The following is a 19,326-nucleotide window of genomic DNA, read 5'->3' on the forward strand; positions in this document are numbered from 1 at the left end:
CATTATATTTTTGAATTTTACTCATTTTCTGCTGTGACAATTTCAACCTTACGTGGGGCGTATTTTTCAGCCGCTTTGGCTATGGCAGCAATATGTTCGGGTGTCGTTCCGCAACAACCTCCCAAAATATTGACGTACCCTTCTTTCAAAAACTCCTCGATCTGCCCTGCCATTTCACTTGCCCCTTGATCGTATTGACCAAATTCATTTGGCAAACCGGCATTGGGATAGGCAGAAACCAGAAATGGCGCATTGTCAGCCATAACTTTGAGGTAAGGTCTGAGCTCCTTGGCTCCAAGTGCACAATTCAATCCTACACTGAAAAGCGGAACATGGGAAACTGAAATCAAAAATGCTTCCGTCGTCTGTCCTGAAAGCGTCCTTCCTGAGGCATCAGTTATGGTTCCTGAGATCATGATGGGAATGCCACCTTCCTCAGGATTCAACGGGATATTTCTTTCTTCAAAGACTTCCTGAATGGCGAAAAGAGCGGCTTTTGCATTGAGGGTATCAAAAATAGTTTCTACCAAAAGAATGTCTGATCCACCATCCAGCAATCCCCTTACCTGTTCTTTGTAAGCTTCAGACAACTGGTCAAACGTGATTGCCCGGTATCCCGGATCATTGACATCAGGAGAAAGAGATGCTGTTTTATTGGTCGGCCCCAATGCACCTGCCACAAAACGTGGTTTGTCCGGGTTTTTGGCGGTGAATTCATCAGCCACTTCGCGGGCAATTTTTGCAGATTGGAAATTGATCTCATAGGCTAAGTGCTGCAAACCATAATCTTCCTGTGCTATGGATGTCCCGCTAAATGTGTTGGTTTCAATGATGTCGGCCCCAACTTCCAAGTAAGCAGCATGGATAGATTTGATAACATCCGGTCTCGAAAGTGAGAGCAGGTCATTGTTACCCTTCAATGGTTTGGGGTGATTTGCAAGTTCGGGTGTTCTAAAATCCTCCTCATTCAGCTTAAAACGCTGAATCATCGTGCCCATGGCACCATCAAGGATAAGGATTTTTTTCTTGGCTAAGGAGAGTAATAACGCGGTTCTGTTCATGAATATGGAGTATCAAAAACTTATGCGAGCAAGAACCGGAAAAAAGACTTTATTTTTTCCGCTCATCTTCTTCCGGCTTCTCCGGAATAGGAATTAGCACCTTGTTTATTCAGGTTGCCAAGACGTCATGGGGCCTTTCCCTCGGTCTTTCTCGATAAGCTGTTCAAATTTAAAAGCAATTCTTGGATTTTGTATTTTTTTATGGAGATTCTTTAATGGAATAGGTATATTTCTCACATTCCAAAATTCAGACCAGATTACATTTCAAGAATTAATCACAAAACCTTAACCTCCTTTCCTACTATCTTATGGAATTCAAAGCCATTCACCCCAGATCTGTTTCTTTCCTAATGCTTCTTTTTATGCTGTTTTTTGCTGTTTCATGCAATTCCCCGGAAGTTCAACCTCAGCAACAATCCGAAGTAATTTGGGATGCTGAGCAAAAACTCAAAGACTTGGGCATAATCTTGCCGGAGGCAAGTTCTCCTGTGGCCAATTATGTCAATGCGGTTAGAAGCGGCAACCTTCTTTTTCTTGCCGGAAAAGGTCCGGGCTTACCGGATGGCACTTTTATAACAGGAAAAGTAGGCCAAGACCTGACTATAGAGGAGGGAAAAGAAGCCGCCCGTATGGTGGCAATCAACCAACTCGCTGTTCTAAAAGCTGAATTGGGAGATTTAAACAAAGTCAAAAGGATCGTAAAAGTTTTGGGTATGGTGAATTGCAATTCCGATTTTACCCATCAGCCACAGGTCATCAATGGATTTTCCGACTTGATGGTGGAAGTTTTTGGCGAAAAAGGAAAACATGCAAGATCCGCTGTCGGCATGAATGCCTTGCCAATGAACATTGCTGTAGAAGTGGAATTGATAGTGGAGATTGAAGACAATTAATGTTTGATCCCTACACTCAACTGAAAGTAGGGATTGGACATGTAGCTTGCCATAGGCAGGTCAAGCAGTTTGTAATTGGCCAACGGAATTTCATAACCCCCATTTATTCCAAACATAATTTTGGAGGAGTGGTTTTGTGAAAAAGGAACCCCGTAAGCAATAAAAACTTCCGGTTTGGCCATCAAGCCACCCTTGCGCAAAAATGCATCATGAAGAGGCTCTTCAAATAATCTTGGAAAATCCGGCTTATCATTACTGATGAGACTGTAACGGATATTGCCATAACCGAGTCCCCCTGTTCCGCCCAATTCAAGATTTTTTCTTTCAAAAAATTTCAGGCCTACATTTCCATAAATACGCAGGCTATTTAAGGTATGGCTTCTAGATTCATCTGCCTCACCCGAAAGTCCAAGATTGTAAAAATCAAGTCCATAAAGAAGTCCCCGGCTTTCTCCCAATACCTTCAAACCGATGTTGTTTGGTCTTCCTTTGAATGGGGCAAGCCCATTTGCAACAAGAACTTCATTGAATCCATCTGGTTTGGTAAAATGAAACCCATAAACAAAATGGCCACCGATAGCGGCATCTTTATAAAAAAAGTTATGGTCAGGAATGGTAATACCCGCTCCCATTCTGATAAATGCCCCACTTTGGGCGCTGTTAAATCTGATACCATTCAGTTTCCAGGAATCTTCAAAAGGGCTAAAGGAATATCCAAATCTTGCCATGAGCTCAATCGCTTCTTCTCTTCCGGGGATCGGCACATCATAACTCATCTGAAACCCGATTTCAGTCAAGAACCCTGTCATATTCAAAGATCCTTTGTGAAGGTTGCCATCTCTAAGGATAAAACCATGCTCAGGATTTTCAAAAAAGGTTTCGAGATTTTGAGCGGGATTTTCCTTCAACATCTGGAAATTGAGAAATCCTGTCCCCACAGACATGTAATGAATCAATTGAAAATTTCCTTCTTCAGTAAAGGCAAATCCGACATTCAAATAAAATCTGGTACTATGGTAATCAATAACATATCCATCAAAATTGGATCTTGGCCCACTGTTTTGAAAAAGCTCCAATCCCAGGATAAAGTCATTGAACCTAGTCAGATATCCAAAACTCAGGTTGGAATAGCTGTTTCTCATCTGGGAAAGACCTTTGTTGGCGAGCATTTGGTTAAACTCCCTTAGGTTTGCCCCTGTTTTGCCATAGGTCATATACATGGTAGTCCTATTGGACTTCGGGGACTGGGAAAAAGCAGAAAATACAAAAGATAGCGAAAGCAGCAGTACCAAGAAAAACCTCATACTAATTAGTTTGCCTCCAAAATTAAAATGAAAGCGGTAATCGCTAACTCCCTTTTTCAATTTTATGGTTTAAGGTATTTGAGTATTTTGGTATAAAGATTATCAGGGTTAAACGGCTTGCTGATGTAATCATCCATTCCCACTTTATCCAATTGTTCTTTCACTTCGATCAACGATGAAGCAGTCAATGCAATTATGGGAACGCTCTTCTTTTTTTGATCGTCCATGGTTCGGATAAATTCAGCAACTTGGAAACCATCCTTTTCAGGCATCTGCAAGTCAAGCAAAATAAGGTTAAAATCCTGTTTGAGGTATGCCTCAATGGCTTCATTTCCGTCGTTTGAAATCACTACATTTTTTACCCCCCATTTATGGAGAAATTTTTTGATCATGATCTGGTTTACCAGGTTATCCTCTGCTACCAAAATACTTGCATCCTCCATGAACTTTAATCCATCCGAATGGTCATTCTGTGATAGGATTGCCTTCGTTTGGGGTTTTTCAAATATTGCAGTAAAAGTAAATCTTGTTCCTCCTTCTTCTCTTTGGTAGGCTTTGATCTCCGCTCCAAATAGCTGAACCAATCTTTTGACAATGGCAAGTCCAAGACCTGTTCCACCATATTTTCTTGTTGTGGCGGCACTTGCCTGGGTAAATGCCTCAAAAACCAAGTCAAGCTTGTCTTTTGGAATGCCGATACCCGAATCTTCGAAGTCAAACCGAATCGCAATTTTTCGGTCGTCTTCATTTTCATTGGTAAGCTTTATTTTGATAAACCCCTTTTCGGTGAATTTTACAGCATTGGAAACCAGATTATTCACTATTTGACCCAACCTTACAGGGTCTCCAATAAGGTTTTGAGGGAGGGAAGGGTCCGCTTCAAATACCACATTGAGTGCTTTTTCCCTTGCCTGATAAGAATAGGAATGAAGGATTCTGTTAAAAACATTGTTCAGTTCAAAATTGACTTTTTCAAGTTCTACTTTCCCTGAGTCAATTTTGCTGTAATCCAAAATATCATTGATCAATCCCAACAAGTTTTCTGCTGAAAACTGCAATGTTTTCAAATTCTCAAGCTGGTCAGGGCGCGGGTCATCTTCGATCAGAAGGTGTGCCATTCCGATCACCGCATTCATCGGTGTCCTGATCTCATGGCTCATGATGGACAGGAATTGAGACTTAATGGTGGAAGCCTGTTCTGCTTTTTCTTTGGCATGGAAAAGCTCTTTTTGGGCTTCTTTGAGCTTTGTAATATCCCTTGCAATTCCAGTATAATACATTTTTTTCCCTTCCTCATCAGTCACCAACTTACCATTGGAACTGAATACCCTGTAATCTCCGGCCTGGTGTCTAAGCCGGAACTCGAGATATTGGTTTTCCCTAAAAAAATTCGGCTCTGATTTGCTTCTTTCAGCGAATACAAAAAGGTCATCCGGATGTAAAAAATCCGTCAGTCTTTTCCGCATTACCTCTTCGGAAGGATAGCCTAAAAATTGCTTTACATTTGGAGAGATGTAAGTCAGGGTCATTTCCAAATCGAGTGAGAAAATTATCTCAGTGGACTCTTCTACAAGTTTCCTGTATTTTTCTTCATTTTTTCTGAGGTTTTCTTTGGCTTGATGCTCCTCATTGATATCCCTCAAAATCCCAAGGGCATACTCGATCTCTCCTCCGTACATGATCGGTCGGACGGTGATCTCATATACACGGCGACGGAATACTAAATGCTTTTGAATAATCTCATTTTTGAGCAATGCCCTGGTGACAATGGGCTGGATTTCGTTGAGATTGCCGGGATGGACTTCTGCGAGTGTTTTTCCCTCAAAATCAGAGGCAGTCATACCCCAGTCGGCAAAATTAGTTCCCTGTGCAACTATGTATCTGAGATCCCTATCAATCAAAAAGATGCTTGTCCCAGGAATATTGGAAGCCAAAACCCGGTATCTTTCCTGACTGCGAAGGATCTCTTCACGGTTGTTTTTCCTTTCCGTGATATCCTGAAGGATACCTTCATGGACAAAAATCCTTCCTTCGGAATCATAAACTTCTCTCGTTCTGTCCTCCACCCAACGGTAAGATCCATCACCTTTTCTGATTCTGTATTCTCCCGAGTAAGCAGGTATACCGTTTTCATTCTCTTTGGCATAATGGTAATCCAAAAGCCGGATGACATCATCGGGGTGTATCAAATCCAGAATGCTGGTTTTTGAGTTGACCAGCTTTGAAGAATTATAACCGAATTGCCTGATGTTTTCAGTTATATAGAGGATTCTGAAATTTTCATTTGGGTCCACTGTAAACAATACGGCAGGACTGTTTTCAACGATCATCTGGGCCTTTCTGGCAATGGCTTCCTGTCTGACCTGAAGAGATAAGTTCCGGATCACAAATGAATATCCGATTTTCTCTTTTTCATCATTTAAAAAATGTTGGACAGAGACTTCATAAGGATCTACAACTCCGGTCCTAAGTCGGAGCTGCATCTGTTTGGTTATACCCTCATTGGATTTCAGGCTATTTAAAAACCTCTCCAAGGTATTGGAGTCCTCGAAAATAAACTCAAAAAGGTCAGTTATTTTCCCTTGGAAGTTTTCATTTTCTCCGATTTTACACTCTTTTAAGCCCGCTTTGTTGATGTAAATAATTTTGAGTGAACCGTCTGTCACTACAATAGGGTCATCCACTTGGGTCAGAATCTGGGACTGAAGTTTCAGATAGTTTTCCGCATCTTTTTTGTGGGTAATGTCAGAACAATACCCAAAAACCTCAACGTCTTCACTATTCTCTATTTCCCTTACCTGGATGGTGAAACTTATAAATTTCTCTTTTCCCTCAGTTGTGAATATGCTGAACTCTCCGTATGTGGTGCTTTTGGTATTGACAGCTAATTTCAATCTTTCAAGAAATTCTCTCCGATCCCCTTTTTTAATTTTTTTCAAAAATCCTGCTAAATCGGAGGAATAAATATTCTCATCCAATTCGAATATTCTTTTCAACCCTGAAGAATAAAATATTCTCCTCTTGGTATTGCTGAATCTCCAAGAGCCGGATTTTGCCAATATCTCTGTAGAGGCTAGAAGCTTTTCATTTCTTTCCAGTCTCTTTTTGATCGCTCTATTGATAAAACTTCCCGCATAGACGTCTCCAAGCTGCCTGAGGACATATTCATCTTTTTCGTGCCATGCCCTTTTCTCATGGACGGCATCCAATCCAAAAAATCCAATCAGTTTGTTTTCAGAAAAAATCGGAATCAGGACAAAAGATTTTATACCCTGTTGCTGGTATATTTCTTTTTCTGCTTCAAATTTTTCGGGCATAAGATCTACATCCGGTACCACCAAAATCTCCCCTTTTCTAAGAGATTCGATAGTAAGATTCTCGGCTGTGATCGGCAGATTTTTTAGGTATTGAATCTGGGGTTCAATTCCCACAGCAGTCCACTCGTAGACATTTTCAATTTCCTGGAGGTCATCATGGACAATAAAAATATATGCCCTGTCAGCTTTTTCAAATTCACCCAACATTTTCAAAGACAATTTGAAAACCTGGTCAACCTGATTATAACCTGCATTGACAAACTTAGCTGAAATTCTATTGATCAGATTCTCAAGCTCATATCTTTTTTGAAGTGATTTTTTGGCTTTCCAATAAGCCGTTATATCTCTTGCACTGAAAAGGATTCCGTTGATATTGGGATCATCCAGTAAATTTCTACTGTAGCTTTCAATATAAACCTTCTTTCCATCAGGGATATTGATCCAAAAATTGATGTTTATTTCAGATTTTGAGGTAAAAATCTGATCCAATTCTCCCTCATCTATTTTTATAATTCCTTCCGAAATAAAATCTCTGAAAGATTTTCCGATAATTCTTGATGGGTCAACACCCAATTTATCGATAACAGCTGCACTTATAAACTTATACTTTCCCTCCCCATCCAAAATCGCAACCATATCATGGCTATGTCGCAAGACACTGGAAACAAAATTAAGGTCATTGATGATCGTATTTTGCTCCAAATATGATCCTTCGCCAGGAAATCCCTCCAATCTATTCTCTGGTTTCTTTCCAATAGCAGCACAAAACCGCTGATTATGATCCCCGAATATCTTTCTGAATTCCCAATTGTAATCCAAAGCGATTCCTTCCACACTTATCAGAGGAGAAAAATAGACTCCATCGGCTAATTCGCCTTTTGAAAAAAAACCATGGACAAGATTTTTTATTTCTTCAGTACAAAAAATTTCTTCCCAACTTGAAGTAGGCACAAAGAAGTTTTTCTTGAAGTAATCATTCAAAAAAATGTCATTTCCTTCAGAAAAAACAACAACAGGCTCCTGTATTTGATTAAAAAAACCTAAAATATCTAATTTTTTGACTACACTCATGAATCAGGGATAGAATGCCAGCTCAATTTGAAATGATAGCTTCTGCTTGGGTAACCGGGGATTAAATTAATCCATTTATAAGTCGAAGTTTAATCAATTTAATAACAAAATCAACCAAATTGTTCAAATTAAAATTTTCTTAAATCCAGTCTTAACTCAGTTGTCCCGGCAATGAATAATCGATATTGAATTTTGAAACAGTAAAATGATCACCTCAGGAATATCATTAAAGGTTAAGCTTTCAAATACCAAAATTCAAATCAGAATGAAGTTGAAGGAAATTGGAAGTTCAAATAAAAAAACATTAAAATATTAGTCTTGATTTTCATCAAAAGAAATGTTTTATAAAAAATAAAAAAATGACAGATGGAGAAAAAATTACATTATACTTATATTGAATATTGAAATTTCAATTTATTGATCAAAAAAATACCCAGTATTGGTTATTTTTTTAAGGTTTTTAATTTTCTAAGTTTGAATATCTATTGGAGGTTCTCTGATAAGTGTTTAAGTTCAAAAAAGGGTTTAACCCAAAACAAAAATCCCCGGTTTTACCGGGGATTTTTTTTATCCAGATATTTAAAATGGATTAGTTTGTTGCAGTAGAATCAACAGCTGTAGTATCTACAGGAGCTTCTTCAACAACTTCAGGAGCAACTTCTTCAACTGGAGTTTCAACTACTTCTACTTCTTCAGTTGTTTTGTTGCCGCAAGAAGCCATAAAAGCAGAAGCAGCGATCATCATTGCAAAGATTGTCTTTTTCATAGTGTTTGTTTGTTTAATGTCCTTTTGAGACGGTTTGTTTGATTTTTATTTTAATTTTTTAATTGATCCTTTAGCTAGTATTTGATATCCCCTAAGTTTAAATTAATCCTAGGAACGTAATTAATCCTTTAAATGCAAAACACTATTTTGCAACTTCAAGAAGAATATTTCAAATGCCTGTATTATTTTGGGGTTAGCGCAATTCAATTTACTTTTTAAATTGCTTTAATCGTTGGGTGTAATCAAGTCCAATCAGGGTGCATTCGTATTCAATGTATGTTTGAATATTGAAGTGATTGGGAAAAATATATTTATTGTGCCTGCGACAGACTTAATTTCAATTGAAGGAATCTCCAAAACAGAATATAGTGCCCTTTTAAAAGGTTGAATTAATTCAATTTTTTCGATTTTGGAAATTTTATTACCCGATGGGTATTGGAGAATGTTTGGAAGTTCGATGAATTTAAAATCGGCTTCAGAAACAAATTCCCCTGCATAGATTATATCAGCTTTGTTTTGGAAACTGTCAACTATGGCTAAAAAAGAAAAAAATACAGCCATGGAGCAGACAAAAAGTCTGATGCCATTAGATAAACCATATTTTAACCTTGATTTCATTCTGCAAAATTAAATAATTTTTTATTATTCCTAGCCTTTTTTTTCAACTGGATCAATTATTCCTTATTTTTTTGATAAATAATCAACAGAATTACAAGATGATTGCGATTAATAAAATATCAACATTTGGAATAATTAAATGTGTTTAAATTTATATATCTGTATAAAATTGAAATATTATACTTATTTTAATAACTTTTTCAAAATTAAATTTCTTTTAACTTCATCCAAAAAATTTTTTTAAAACTTAAAAATACCCCAGGCAAAAAAATAAATCCCGAACTTTAAAATCCAATAGAAAAGAAAAATGGATAAAAAATTAAGGATTGTTTTCATGGGAACCCCAGAATTTGCGGTTCCTTCTTTGGAAATTTTGGTGAAAAATGGTTGGAATGTGGTGGCGGTAGTGACTGCGCCTGACAGACCCCAAGGACGAGGGCAAAAATTAATCCCTTCACCGGTGAAGGTGGCTGCTTTGGGCTGTAATATTCCTGTCTTGCAGCCAACCAATCTCAAATCGGAAAATTTTATTGAAGAGTTGAGAAATTTAAAAGCGGATCTGCAAATAGTGGTGGCATTCAGAATGCTGCCCGAAGTGGTATGGAATATGCCGCCCCGAGGGACATTCAACCTCCATGCGTCTTTGCTTCCAAACTATAGAGGAGCAGCCCCCATAAACTGGGCTATTATCAAAGGAGAAAAAGAGACAGGTTTGACCACTTTTTTCCTTAAACATGAAATTGATACAGGAAGCATCATTTTTCAGGAAAAGGAGCCCATAAATGCTGAGGACAATATTGGGACTTTGTACGAAAGACTTATGAATAAAGGAGCCCAGCTGGTTTTGAAAACGACAGAGGCAATCGAAAACAACAATGTTGTAACCTTGCCCCAAAATGAAGCACTTGCAATCCACCATGCTCCAAAAATCTTTAAGGAAACCTGCGAAATTGACTGGAAAAAACCCGTTACCGACATACACAACCTCATCAGAGGGCTTTCTCCTTATCCCGGAGCTTGGACAATTTTGGATGGAAAGACCTGTAAAATATACAAGAGTGAAATTTCCGATAAAAATCCAGAAGGATTGCTTCCCGGAGAATACAGATCAGATGGTAAAAAAGAGCTTCTCTTCCAGACAGGAAATGGAACGTTGAAAATTCTGGAACTTCAGATGGAAGGTAAGAAGAAGCTTGTTATTGAAGAATTTTTGAGAGGTTATAAGCTTCTCTAGCCAATCCAATAAGTGAAATTCCATAAGAATCTCCACTTAGCGAATCTACCCGCAGGAATACGGTTCTAACCTTGTCTTTCTGCCACAAAAGAAATAAATTGTATTTCCATAATCCTTCAAAAAGATGAAAAGAAATATCCTGTTTTTCTCCGCGCTTGCATTCTTATTGACAACTTTTTCGGTCAATGCCCAATTTATAAACCGGATTAAAAATGCTGCTGAAAGGGGCGTGAGTAAAGCTATCGAAAAGAAAGTCGAAAGTGAAATGGAAAAAGTGGCAAGACGGAAGCTGGACAAAATGTTTAAGGATGTGTATGGAACCGATAATCCTGATTCCCTTCCCGGGGTGGACATCGAAAAAATGATGTCGTCGATATATAATGACTTAGAAGTAGATGAGTCTTATGGTTTTGAGGGATTTGCAATTTTAGAAATCACCGGCGAAGATGCCAAAGGAAAGCAAAATGAACCCATTCACCTGACGTCTTTTTACTCCAAAGATCCTAAAATCACAGCAATGAAATTTACCGACTCGGAAAAAAAAGAAGACGGTACTTATGTCCTTATTTATGACTTTAACAGAAATGTCGGAATCACTTTGCTTGAAAATGAGGGAGAAAAAATGAGAATGACTTTTGAATACGACTACGCAGCTATGAGTCAAACAGACTCGCCGGACGGAGCCGAAAGTTCAGAAAATGAGGAAGTGACATTCAAAAAAACCGGGAATTCGAAAATAATCTCAGGCCATGAATGTGAGGAGTATTTTTTGGAAACCTCGGAAAACAAAACCCTCTATTGGGTGACAAAAACTTCTATCACAGGACAAACCCCATTCTGGAGCCAAAACAACCCATTTTTGACAGCCCGGATGAAAGACCAAAATCCTGATCTTTTTAATAATCTCCCTGCAGGGAACCTGCTGGAAGCCCATGTGGTCAGCAAAATTGACAAAAGCACTATGGACATGGTCACTATTGAACTACAGGAAAACAGCAAACAGGTATTTTTGATGACAGATTATCCAAGTATTGCCAAATCGACGAAATAAACCCTGAAATACACGTTACAATTTTTTGATATGATTCTATAAACAAAGAAAAGTGGGACTAGACTACCCATTCTTTTCACACAAGATTTCCTGAATGGATAAACCTTGGTAACTTAGCCCAAATCTTAAAAAACATTGAAAATATCCATCATCGTTGCCAAGTCATTGAATAATGTCATAGGCAAAGACAACCAATTGATATGGCGTCTGTCAGCTGATTTACAGCTTTTCAAAACCCATACTTCAGGCCACCACATTATCATGGGCCGAAAAACTTTTGAATCAATAGGGAAACCACTTCCCAACCGCACATCTATTGTGATCAGCAGAAACCCTAATTTCAGCGTACCTGAAGGCCATTTTATTTCTCATTCTTTGGAAGAGGCCATCCAAATCTGCATAGGGAAAAAATTAGATCAGGTATTTATCATTGGGGGGGCTGAAATTTACAGTCAGGCTATTGCCATTGCCGATGAATTATTGGTGACTGAAGTTAATGCCATTCTGGAAGGTGATGTGTTTTTCCCCGAAATCGATAAGAATGAATGGACTGTAATTTCTTCCCATTCTTATAAAAAAGATGAGAAAAACCAATTCGACTTTGATTTTGTAGTGTATAAAAGAAACTCAAAATGACAAAATATAAAGAAGTCAGTGCCGAAATTATTTCCATTGGTGATGAGCTACTTTATGGTCAGATTACTGACACCAACAGTCAATGGATCAGTCAGGAGCTAGACAAAATCGGGGTGCGCGTCGTCCATAGAAGTACCATTGGAGACAGCCGGGAATCCATTCTGGCAAGCTTTGAAGCCGCCGAAAAAAGAGCAGATATCATTTTGATGACAGGAGGTCTGGGACCTACCAATGATGACCTTACCAAACCGCTTTTGGCAGAATATTTTGGATGTGGGATAGAATTGGTGCCGGAAGCTTTGGAAGCTGTAAGGACTTTTTTTGAAAAAAGAGGAAGAGAATTGACCGACTTGAATAGAATGCAGGCTCATTTGCCCACCAAATGTGTTTATGTGCCCAATGAATTGGGAACTGCACCTGGAATGTGGTTTGAAGAGAACGGAAAAAAATGGATGTCGATGCCGGGAGTGCCACATGAAATGAAAAACCTCATGTTGCAACATGTCATTCCAAAAATCAAATCTCAGTTTACCCTTCCAAATATTTACCACAAAGTCATAAAAACAGTCGGGATTGGTGAAAGCTGGCTAGCTGACTTGATAAAAGATTGGGAAAAAAATCTCCCTTCTCATATCAAACTCGCTTACCTGCCCTCTTTGGGCCAGGTCAAACTCAGACTGACCGCTTTCGGTGAGGATCTTTTTAGCCTCAAAAATGACGTGGAAATTGAAATCGAAAAGGTAAAGCCAATAATCGAAAAGTATATCTACGGCTACAACACAGAAACTCTCGAGGAGGCTGTGGGGGCACTCCTGAAACAAAAAGGTCAAAAAGTCGCATTGGCAGAAAGTTGTACAGGAGGTTATATTTCTCATTTGGTCACCAGTATTGCGGGGAGCAGTGATTATTTTCAGGGAAGCATGATTCCATACCACAATCATTTCAAAAACAGATTGCTTGGCGTTGAAAATAAAATCTTGGAAACTTATGGTGCGGTGAGCGAACCAACAGTCATCCAAATGGCAGAAAATATCAGAAAACAATTTAATGCTGATTTTGGATTGGCAAGTAGCGGGATAGCGGGACCCGGTGGAGGTTGGGCCGAAAAACCAGTTGGGACAGTTTGGATTGCTTGCGCATTTGAAGGAAAGACAGTGACCAAAAAACTCCAGCTCACCCAAGACAGAATGCTCAATATCCAACTTACTGCAGTGGCAGTTTTGAATTTGTTGAGAATATGCATTTTAGGGAAAACAGAATAAAAATTATATTCACTGATTTTGCATTGGTTAAAATAAAATTTAATTTTAAAACTTGGAAATAAACCCAATTAAATAATAAAAGAATGGCAAATGTAGAAATGCTGATGCCCAAGATGGGTGAAAGTATAATTGAAGGAACTATACTCACTTGGCTAAAAAAAGAAGGGGATTTTATTGAGCAAGATGAATCAGTCTTGGAAGTTGCCACAGATAAAGTCGACACCGAAGTACCTGCAACCCATGCGGGAATTTTAAAGAAAATTTTGGTTAAAGTAGGAGAAGTCGTCGCTGTGGGTGCGCCTATTGCAATCATTGAATCGGTTTCTGATTCAACGCCGATTTCCGAAAAACCAATAATTGAACCTGAATATTCCTCTTCCAAAGAAGAATTATTAAGTCTCTCACCTGCACAGACAGCAACGATTATTTCAACTTTTCCGGAAGTAGAAAAACCGGGAGAAGATGACAGGTTCTATTCTCCTTTGGTACTGAGCATTGCAAAAGAAGAAAAAATCAGTAAATCTGAATTGTCTACCATATTGGGTTCGGGAAAAGACGGTCGGGTTACAAAGCAAGACATGCTCTCCTACCTGAAAAACCGTGAAGCAAGCACTATTGGAAAACCTGATTTTTCCTCAACAGCCGCTGCCTCCACAATGTCTGCTCCAAGGGTCGAAATGAGTATCTCAGCGCAAGATGAGATCATGGAAATGGACAGGATGCGTAAAATGATCGCACAGAGAATGGTGGATTCCAAACGTATATCTGCTCACGTAACTTCTTTTGTTGAGGCTGATGTGACGAATATAGTTTTGTGGAGAAACAAGGTGAAAGACGCTTACAAGAAAAAAGAAGGGGAGGCATTGACCTTTACCCCATTCTTTATTGAAGCTGTGGCCAAAGCCATTAAGGATTTCCCGATGATCAATATTTCTGTCGATGGGGATAAAATCATCAAAAGAAAAGACATCAACATTGGTGTGGCTGTTGCATTGCCTTCAGGTAACCTGATAGTACCTGTAGTGCGGAATGCCGATCAGCTCAACCTCATGGGTCTTTCCAAAAAGATCAACGATATTGCCAACCGTGCACGGATCAATAAATTATCCCCGGACGAATTGAGCGGAGGAACATATACTGTATCAAACGTCGGTTCATTTGGCAATGTAATGGGAACTCCCATCATCATGCAGCCTCAGGTCGCTATCCTTGCCATCGGAGCAATCCAGAAAAAACCTGCTGTGGTAGAAACCCCTACCGGGGATGTGATCGCCATAAGACATAAAATGTTCCTTTCCCATTCTTATGACCACCGCGTGGTAGATGGATCTTTAGGGGGAATGTTTGTGAGAAAAGTAGCCGATTATCTCGAGGCATTTGATTTGGATACGGAATTATAAAAAGAGGTCAATCGACCTCTTTTTTTATGGCTAATTTTTCCGCACAGGTCCTGATAATATTTGTGATTTCATTTATTTTCAATGGCTTGGTGATGTACGAATCCATCCCGATCTCCATGGCCAAATCTACATCTTCCTGAAAAGCATTTGCAGATAATCCGACAATGGTGATTTTCCTGCCCTTTGATTTTCTGATAATTTTTGTGGCTTCCAGACCATTCATCACCGGCATCTGGATGTCCATCAATACCAGGTCATAGTCGGATTCTTTTACCTTTCTGACAGCCTCTGAACCATTTCTTGCAACATCATATCCATAGCCCAACTGGGCCATCAGCATATCCATAAAGAGCAAATTGGTGGAGTTATCCTCTGCCAATAAGATTCTCAAAGGATATTCCTGTGCCATATTTTTCCAGATAAAACCCTCTTCTTCTTCCTCAGGTATATTTTCCTCTGTGTTATCCTCCTTGATCCATATTTTCCCAAATATGCTGAAGGAGAACACCGACCCCACACCAAAATCACTTTTGATGGTCAGTTCACCGCCCATGAGTTCGATGATTTTTTGTGAAATCGCCAATCCCAATCCTGTTCCCTGGTGTTTTTTGGTATTACTGCTATCCAACTGGAAGAAAGGTTTTGTCAACATTTCAATTTTATCGGAAGGGATACCGATGCCGTTATCCTTTACTTCAAAGTTTAGAATGACATTTTTTTCAAAAAAGGATTCTGCGGAAATATCCACCGAAATTGTCCCTCCGTCAGGAGTGAATTTTATGGCATTGCCTATGATATTGATCAAAATCTGCCTGAGTTTTTCTTTATCCAACTCCACAAAATCAGGCACCATTTCTCCAAATCGGTAAGAAAATTGGAGGTTTTTCTCTTTTATCAGCCCTGAAAATATTTTAATTGTTTTTTCAATTTCATTCTTGAAATTAAATACTGATTTATAAAGCGTCATTTCTCCCGATTCAATCTTGGAATAATCGAGAATATCCTTGATGATATTGAGCAGGGATTCACCGGAATCCTTGATGATTTGTAAATATTCCTTTTGACTCGAGTCCAAAGAGGTTGTTTCCATCAAAGGAATGATTCCCAAAAGGCCATTCATCGGCGTCCTAATCTCGTGACTCATGTTTGCAAGGAATTCTGATTTGGCCAAATTAGCTTGTTCGGCAGCCTTCTTTGCCTCCATCAAACCTCTTTCCCAAAGCTTTTGACCAGTGATGTCACGCGCGATGGACATCACTTTGCTATTGTCAAGTCTAAAAAATCGTGCCTCAAAGAGTCTTTTACCCGAAGGAATATCCACTTCATATTCCGCTGTCTGCATGTTCCCGCTTTTGATGGTATTGTTAAAAACCTGTTGGATCGGTTTTGCAAGCTTCTCAGGTAATATTTCGGTCATTTTCTTACCGATGGCACCTTCAAGCGGGGCTACGAGAAGGCTTTTGTCTTTGACATGAAAATCAAGGTACCGGCCTTCATTGTCATAAATAAAAATAAGATCCGGCAAACTGTTCAAAACGGCCCTCAACCTGTTTTCACTGTTGACAATTTCCTGTTCCCGCTCATACTTCTCTTGTATGTCGGTGCAAATCCCAACATTTCCCAAAAAATTTCCATCCGCATCAAATTCCAAGGTTTCAAAAATCTTGGTCCTCAACAATTTTCCAGATTTGGTTTTGAAATCAACCTCAAAGGAAATATTGTCTTTTTTGTGTGAAATGGCTTCGGATAGAATTTTCCCAAGTCTGTGTATATCACTTTTTGAAATGTACTTTTTGAAATTTTCAGCAAAATCTTCTTTTTCAAACCCCAGAATTTTTTTGACTTCACTTCCTACGCTTGTCATTTTTCCATTTTGATCCTGGAAATAAATAAAGCCCTTTGTTTCATGCAAAAGCAAAGCCTGCCTCCTAAACAACTCCGAAATCTCGTCTGCATTCTTTGACAATACGCTATTGGTAATCTGGGAATTTTTGATTGACTTAAATAAAATCAAAATCACAAGAGCCAACAATGCCAACAATGCCAAAATAAGGTAGAAATAGGTACTGAAAATACCCGTCGTCACCACATTACGGTCGACCACAAAGACTGTGGTAAATTTGCTTTCTAATGGATAGAGGGAAAATGGGTAATGTTGGATCAGGGATTCAAATTCAATCTTTTCATTTTCATTGATGAATTTTCCACGGAAGTCCCCTTTCAATCCTTCATCAACTTGGACGGCCAATTGATTCAAAATATCCTCCTCAATTATAAACCCATCTTTTAACTTCTGTTGGTGAGTTCCCCTGAGCTTTCCGTCACAAAAAATCAATTTTTCACCCGAAATCCCAAGGTAATAATTGGTCATTTCATCAATAAAAAAACGCTCGAGATCTACAAAAGCGCGGATAGTGACTTGATTCTTTTTGTTATTCACAACAATCTCATTCTTGCCCAAAGCAGGGTTTATTTGCTGAATGTCAAGTTTGGATTTAATAAAATTGTTGCGGTTGTCAAAATGAAAAATTACCGCCTGATCTGGAAACAAGACTTTGATCGTATCCAAAAGATCCCGGTGGTTGTTGAAAATTCTCCTTGCCCTTTTTTCAAATGCAAGTATTTCGCTATCACTATTGCGGTAAGTTTCAGGCTCGAGGTTATTGACAAAAAAAGACATGTCATCATAAAAAGCCGTAAACCTTTTTTCAATCTGTTTGGAGGCAAGTTCAGCCTGTTTATTGAGGGTGGCTTTACTTGAATTAATTTGGTTTTCATTGAGGACCTGGAAAAACGCCATTCCCAAAAAAGTGATTAAAAAAACAACAAAAATCCCCAAAACCACTAAAATGCGGTATAAGCCTGTTTCAGATTTGGGCAATGAATAATCTTTAGGAACCATCTAAAATTGGATTTCAAGAACATACCAATTGAGTTTGCTCATTTTTTTTGCTAATATTTTGAGTTTCGCATTATTCTCAGATAGAGACAGGGTCTCCTCGTTGGCATTGATGATTTTGTCGGCAATAATACGGACATTTTTATCCTTGCTTTTAAATAAATTGAAATCTTCCTTCCTGTAACTATCCGAGGTGATAGTTTGGGTATAGGCATAGTTTTTAAGAGACGGAAGCGCAAGGGCTTCGATGGCCTTTGCTTTTCCTGCTACCACTGTCCCGTTTCCATCCACAATAATCAGTTCCTGAGTCGATTTGTTGATATAATTTTCAATGATATCATTCAAAGTGATGTCGAAGCCCAAAACCATTTTCAAATCTCCATCGACGTACACAGGATGTGCTAAGGTTACCATCCACCCTCTTCCGACAGGATCTATGTACATTTCATCTACCCAAACAGGTCCCTTGGAGGGGTTATGCTGTTCATCCCCTTCGTAATAGAAATTGAATTTGGTCAAATCAAGATCCGGTTCCAACATCTCCTCGACGTTAAAGGGAGGATAAAGTCTATTGAGTTGGACTTTGGAATTGAAATAGACCTGGGATACAGTCGGGTATTTTTCTGTGATTTTTTTAAACTCCTCATCCAAAGGATTGGTCAAAAGTATCATTTGACGAATAGCTTCTCTATCCTTGCCGAAATTTGAAAAAAAGAGAGAACTGTATTCGGGATTTGCCCCCGGTTCGGAATTGGAAGAAATACCTTCCAATTTGAAATCACTATCTGCTATGCCCCCCGAAGGGTTTTCCAACAGATTTTGGCTCGTTGCACCCAATTTGATTATTTCTTCCTCCAGAAGACCAAGGTCATATTCAAGTAATGAAACAAAGGTGTTGATTTCAAAAAAATCAGCTTGGGCTCCATTATCACTGGAAGGCTGACATGAAACAAAGCTAAAAAAAACAAAAACCGCGATAAGGGTTGACACTTTCATTTTTATGCTTTAAGTAATTCCTTAAATCTAAAGATTTTCAAGCTGTTTTTGAAAGCTTTCTCCCATTTCTTTAAATCTTGAAACAACCTTATCAAAAAATTCTCCCTGATAAAATGAATCCAGGTCAGATTCCTCCAAGATGTCCGTTTCAGGAATCTTGAAGGTTTGTTCCATAGGGCCCAATTCATATTTTAACAGGTATTTATTGTTCCAAGAAAACACCGAAACCCTGATTCCGTCCTTTGAAAACTCGCTGACTACCCTCATTCCGGTCTCCTGACTTCAGAGATATGTCTGATTTCTGACTTTAAGGATGAGGCTACCGAACAGTATTTTTCTACTGCCAAGGTTACAACTTTGGCGAATTCTTCCTCAGTAGCATCAGGGGAAACCAATACAAATTTCATATCAATCTGGGTATAATATTTTGGGATTCCTTCGTGCCTATTGCCTATTATTTCAATAAAAAAATCAGTGATGGTCCTTCTCTTCTTTTTCATCATCAGGACGGCATCCACAGCTGAGCAACCCCCTAAAGCCGATAAAAGCAATTCCATGGGAGATTGGGCTTTCTTGTGCTCGCTGTCGTACATATCGATATCCACTTTGTTGCCAAAGTGATTGGTAGATTCATATTCCATATCCGCCTTCATTCTGACGGTGACGTGTTTTTTGCTCATTGCGGTTGGTTTATTAGGTTAATGGTATTTGGTTATTGGGTTATTGGTTATCGGGTTCTAGGTGTTGTAATTGTTATAGTGGTTGTAATTGTTGTCTGCTTTGCGTTGTCTGGTTGTTAAGTTTTCATCACCTCTTAC

15 protein-coding genes and 1 riboswitch are annotated in these 19,326 nt (G+C 38.9%); of the genes, 6 read left to right on the top strand and 9 right to left on the bottom strand.

Translation table 11 applies throughout. The features are described from left to right. Positions 1 to 17: 17 nt before the first annotated feature. Positions 18 to 1,061: a homocysteine S-methyltransferase family protein gene (locus DQW11_RS05395; RefSeq protein ID WP_113922934.1), complete on the bottom strand. Its 1,044-nt coding sequence runs from the start codon at positions 1,059 to 1,061 to the stop codon at positions 18 to 20. A 59-nt stretch (positions 1,062 to 1,120) separates the two neighbouring features. Next, a riboswitch (SAM riboswitch) is annotated at positions 1,121 to 1,222 on the bottom strand. Positions 1,223 to 1,369: 147 nt separating this feature from the next. Between DQW11_RS05395 and DQW11_RS05400 the strand changes: the two genes are divergently transcribed. Then, positions 1,370 to 1,954: a RidA family protein gene (locus tag DQW11_RS05400; RefSeq protein WP_232826682.1), complete on the top strand. Its 585-nt coding sequence runs from the start codon at positions 1,370 to 1,372 to the stop codon at positions 1,952 to 1,954. Here the strand turns inward: DQW11_RS05400 and DQW11_RS05405 are convergent. The 4 genes from DQW11_RS05405 to DQW11_RS05415 all read right to left on the bottom strand — a co-directional run bounded on the left by DQW11_RS05405 (position 1,951) and on the right by DQW11_RS05415 (position 8,973). Next, positions 1,951 to 3,258 carry a hypothetical protein gene (locus DQW11_RS05405; protein WP_113922935.1) on the bottom strand — a complete coding sequence of 436 codons (1,308 nt, stop codon included), beginning with the start codon at positions 3,256 to 3,258 and terminating at the stop codon, positions 1,951 to 1,953. The two genes, DQW11_RS05400 and DQW11_RS05405, sit on opposite strands and share 4 nt — an antisense overlap. Positions 3,259 to 3,320: 62 nt before the next feature. Then, entirely contained in the window at positions 3,321 to 7,646 is a 4,326-nt protein-coding gene (locus tag DQW11_RS05410) for a PAS domain S-box protein (protein ID WP_113922936.1), read from the bottom strand. A 589-nt stretch (positions 7,647 to 8,235) separates the two neighbouring features. Then, positions 8,236 to 8,412, bottom strand: a complete 177-nt coding sequence (locus tag DQW11_RS22365) for a hypothetical protein (protein ID WP_198669844.1) — start codon at positions 8,410 to 8,412, stop codon at positions 8,236 to 8,238. Positions 8,413 to 8,664: 252 nt separating this feature from the next. Continuing rightward, positions 8,665 to 8,973 (bottom strand): hypothetical protein, encoded by a 309-nt coding sequence (locus DQW11_RS05415; RefSeq protein ID WP_157966040.1) that lies wholly within the window; start codon positions 8,971 to 8,973, stop codon positions 8,665 to 8,667. 364 nt (positions 8,974 to 9,337) lie between these two features. Here DQW11_RS05415 and fmt point away from each other — a divergent pair, with 364 nt between their 5' ends. The 5 genes from fmt to DQW11_RS05440 all read left to right on the top strand — a co-directional run bounded on the left by fmt (position 9,338) and on the right by DQW11_RS05440 (position 14,613). Continuing rightward, the gene (gene fmt, locus DQW11_RS05420; protein WP_113922938.1) at positions 9,338 to 10,264 is read left to right on the top strand and encodes a methionyl-tRNA formyltransferase; all 927 of its coding nucleotides are present in this window, start codon (positions 9,338 to 9,340) and stop codon (positions 10,262 to 10,264) included. A 124-nt stretch (positions 10,265 to 10,388) separates the two neighbouring features. Continuing rightward, positions 10,389 to 11,315, top strand: coding sequence for a DUF4412 domain-containing protein (locus DQW11_RS05425; protein WP_113922939.1), 927 nt, complete (start codon positions 10,389 to 10,391; stop codon positions 11,313 to 11,315). 135 nt (positions 11,316 to 11,450) lie between these two features. Continuing rightward, positions 11,451 to 11,951, top strand: a complete 501-nt coding sequence (locus DQW11_RS05430) for a dihydrofolate reductase (RefSeq protein ID WP_113922940.1) — start codon at positions 11,451 to 11,453, stop codon at positions 11,949 to 11,951. Continuing rightward, positions 11,948 to 13,213 (top strand): competence/damage-inducible protein A, encoded by a 1,266-nt coding sequence (locus DQW11_RS05435; RefSeq protein WP_113922941.1) that lies wholly within the window; start codon positions 11,948 to 11,950, stop codon positions 13,211 to 13,213. Before DQW11_RS05430 ends, DQW11_RS05435 begins: the two co-directional genes overlap by 4 nt. Positions 13,214 to 13,296: 83 nt before the next feature. Further along, complete coding sequence (locus DQW11_RS05440; protein ID WP_113922942.1) at positions 13,297 to 14,613, top strand: dihydrolipoamide acetyltransferase family protein; 1,317 nt, start codon at positions 13,297 to 13,299, stop codon at positions 14,611 to 14,613. A gap of 7 nt (positions 14,614 to 14,620) precedes the next feature. Here the strand turns inward: DQW11_RS05440 and DQW11_RS05445 are convergent, their stop codons facing one another. The 4 genes from DQW11_RS05445 to DQW11_RS05460 are packed head-to-tail and all read right to left on the bottom strand — an operon-like array spanning position 14,621 to position 19,188. Continuing rightward, positions 14,621 to 17,515 (bottom strand): PAS domain-containing hybrid sensor histidine kinase/response regulator, encoded by a 2,895-nt coding sequence (locus DQW11_RS05445; RefSeq protein WP_113922943.1) that lies wholly within the window; start codon positions 17,513 to 17,515, stop codon positions 14,621 to 14,623. Continuing rightward, a complete protein-coding gene (locus DQW11_RS05450) occupies positions 17,516 to 18,508 on the bottom strand; it encodes a PDC sensor domain-containing protein (RefSeq protein WP_113922944.1) in 993 nt (330 codons plus the stop codon). It lies immediately after the preceding gene. Between the two features lie 27 nt (positions 18,509 to 18,535). Further along, positions 18,536 to 18,775, bottom strand: coding sequence for a hypothetical protein (locus DQW11_RS05455; protein ID WP_113922945.1), 240 nt, complete (start codon positions 18,773 to 18,775; stop codon positions 18,536 to 18,538). Next, positions 18,772 to 19,188, bottom strand: a complete 417-nt coding sequence (locus DQW11_RS05460) for an OsmC family protein (RefSeq protein ID WP_113922946.1) — start codon at positions 19,186 to 19,188, stop codon at positions 18,772 to 18,774. Before DQW11_RS05460 ends, DQW11_RS05455 begins: the two co-directional genes overlap by 4 nt. Between the last annotated feature and the right edge of the window lie 138 nt (positions 19,189 to 19,326).

This window comes from Cognataquiflexum aquatile, from assembly GCF_003316845.1.
GTDB lineage: Bacteria > Bacteroidota > Bacteroidia > Cytophagales > Cyclobacteriaceae > Cognataquiflexum > Cognataquiflexum aquatile.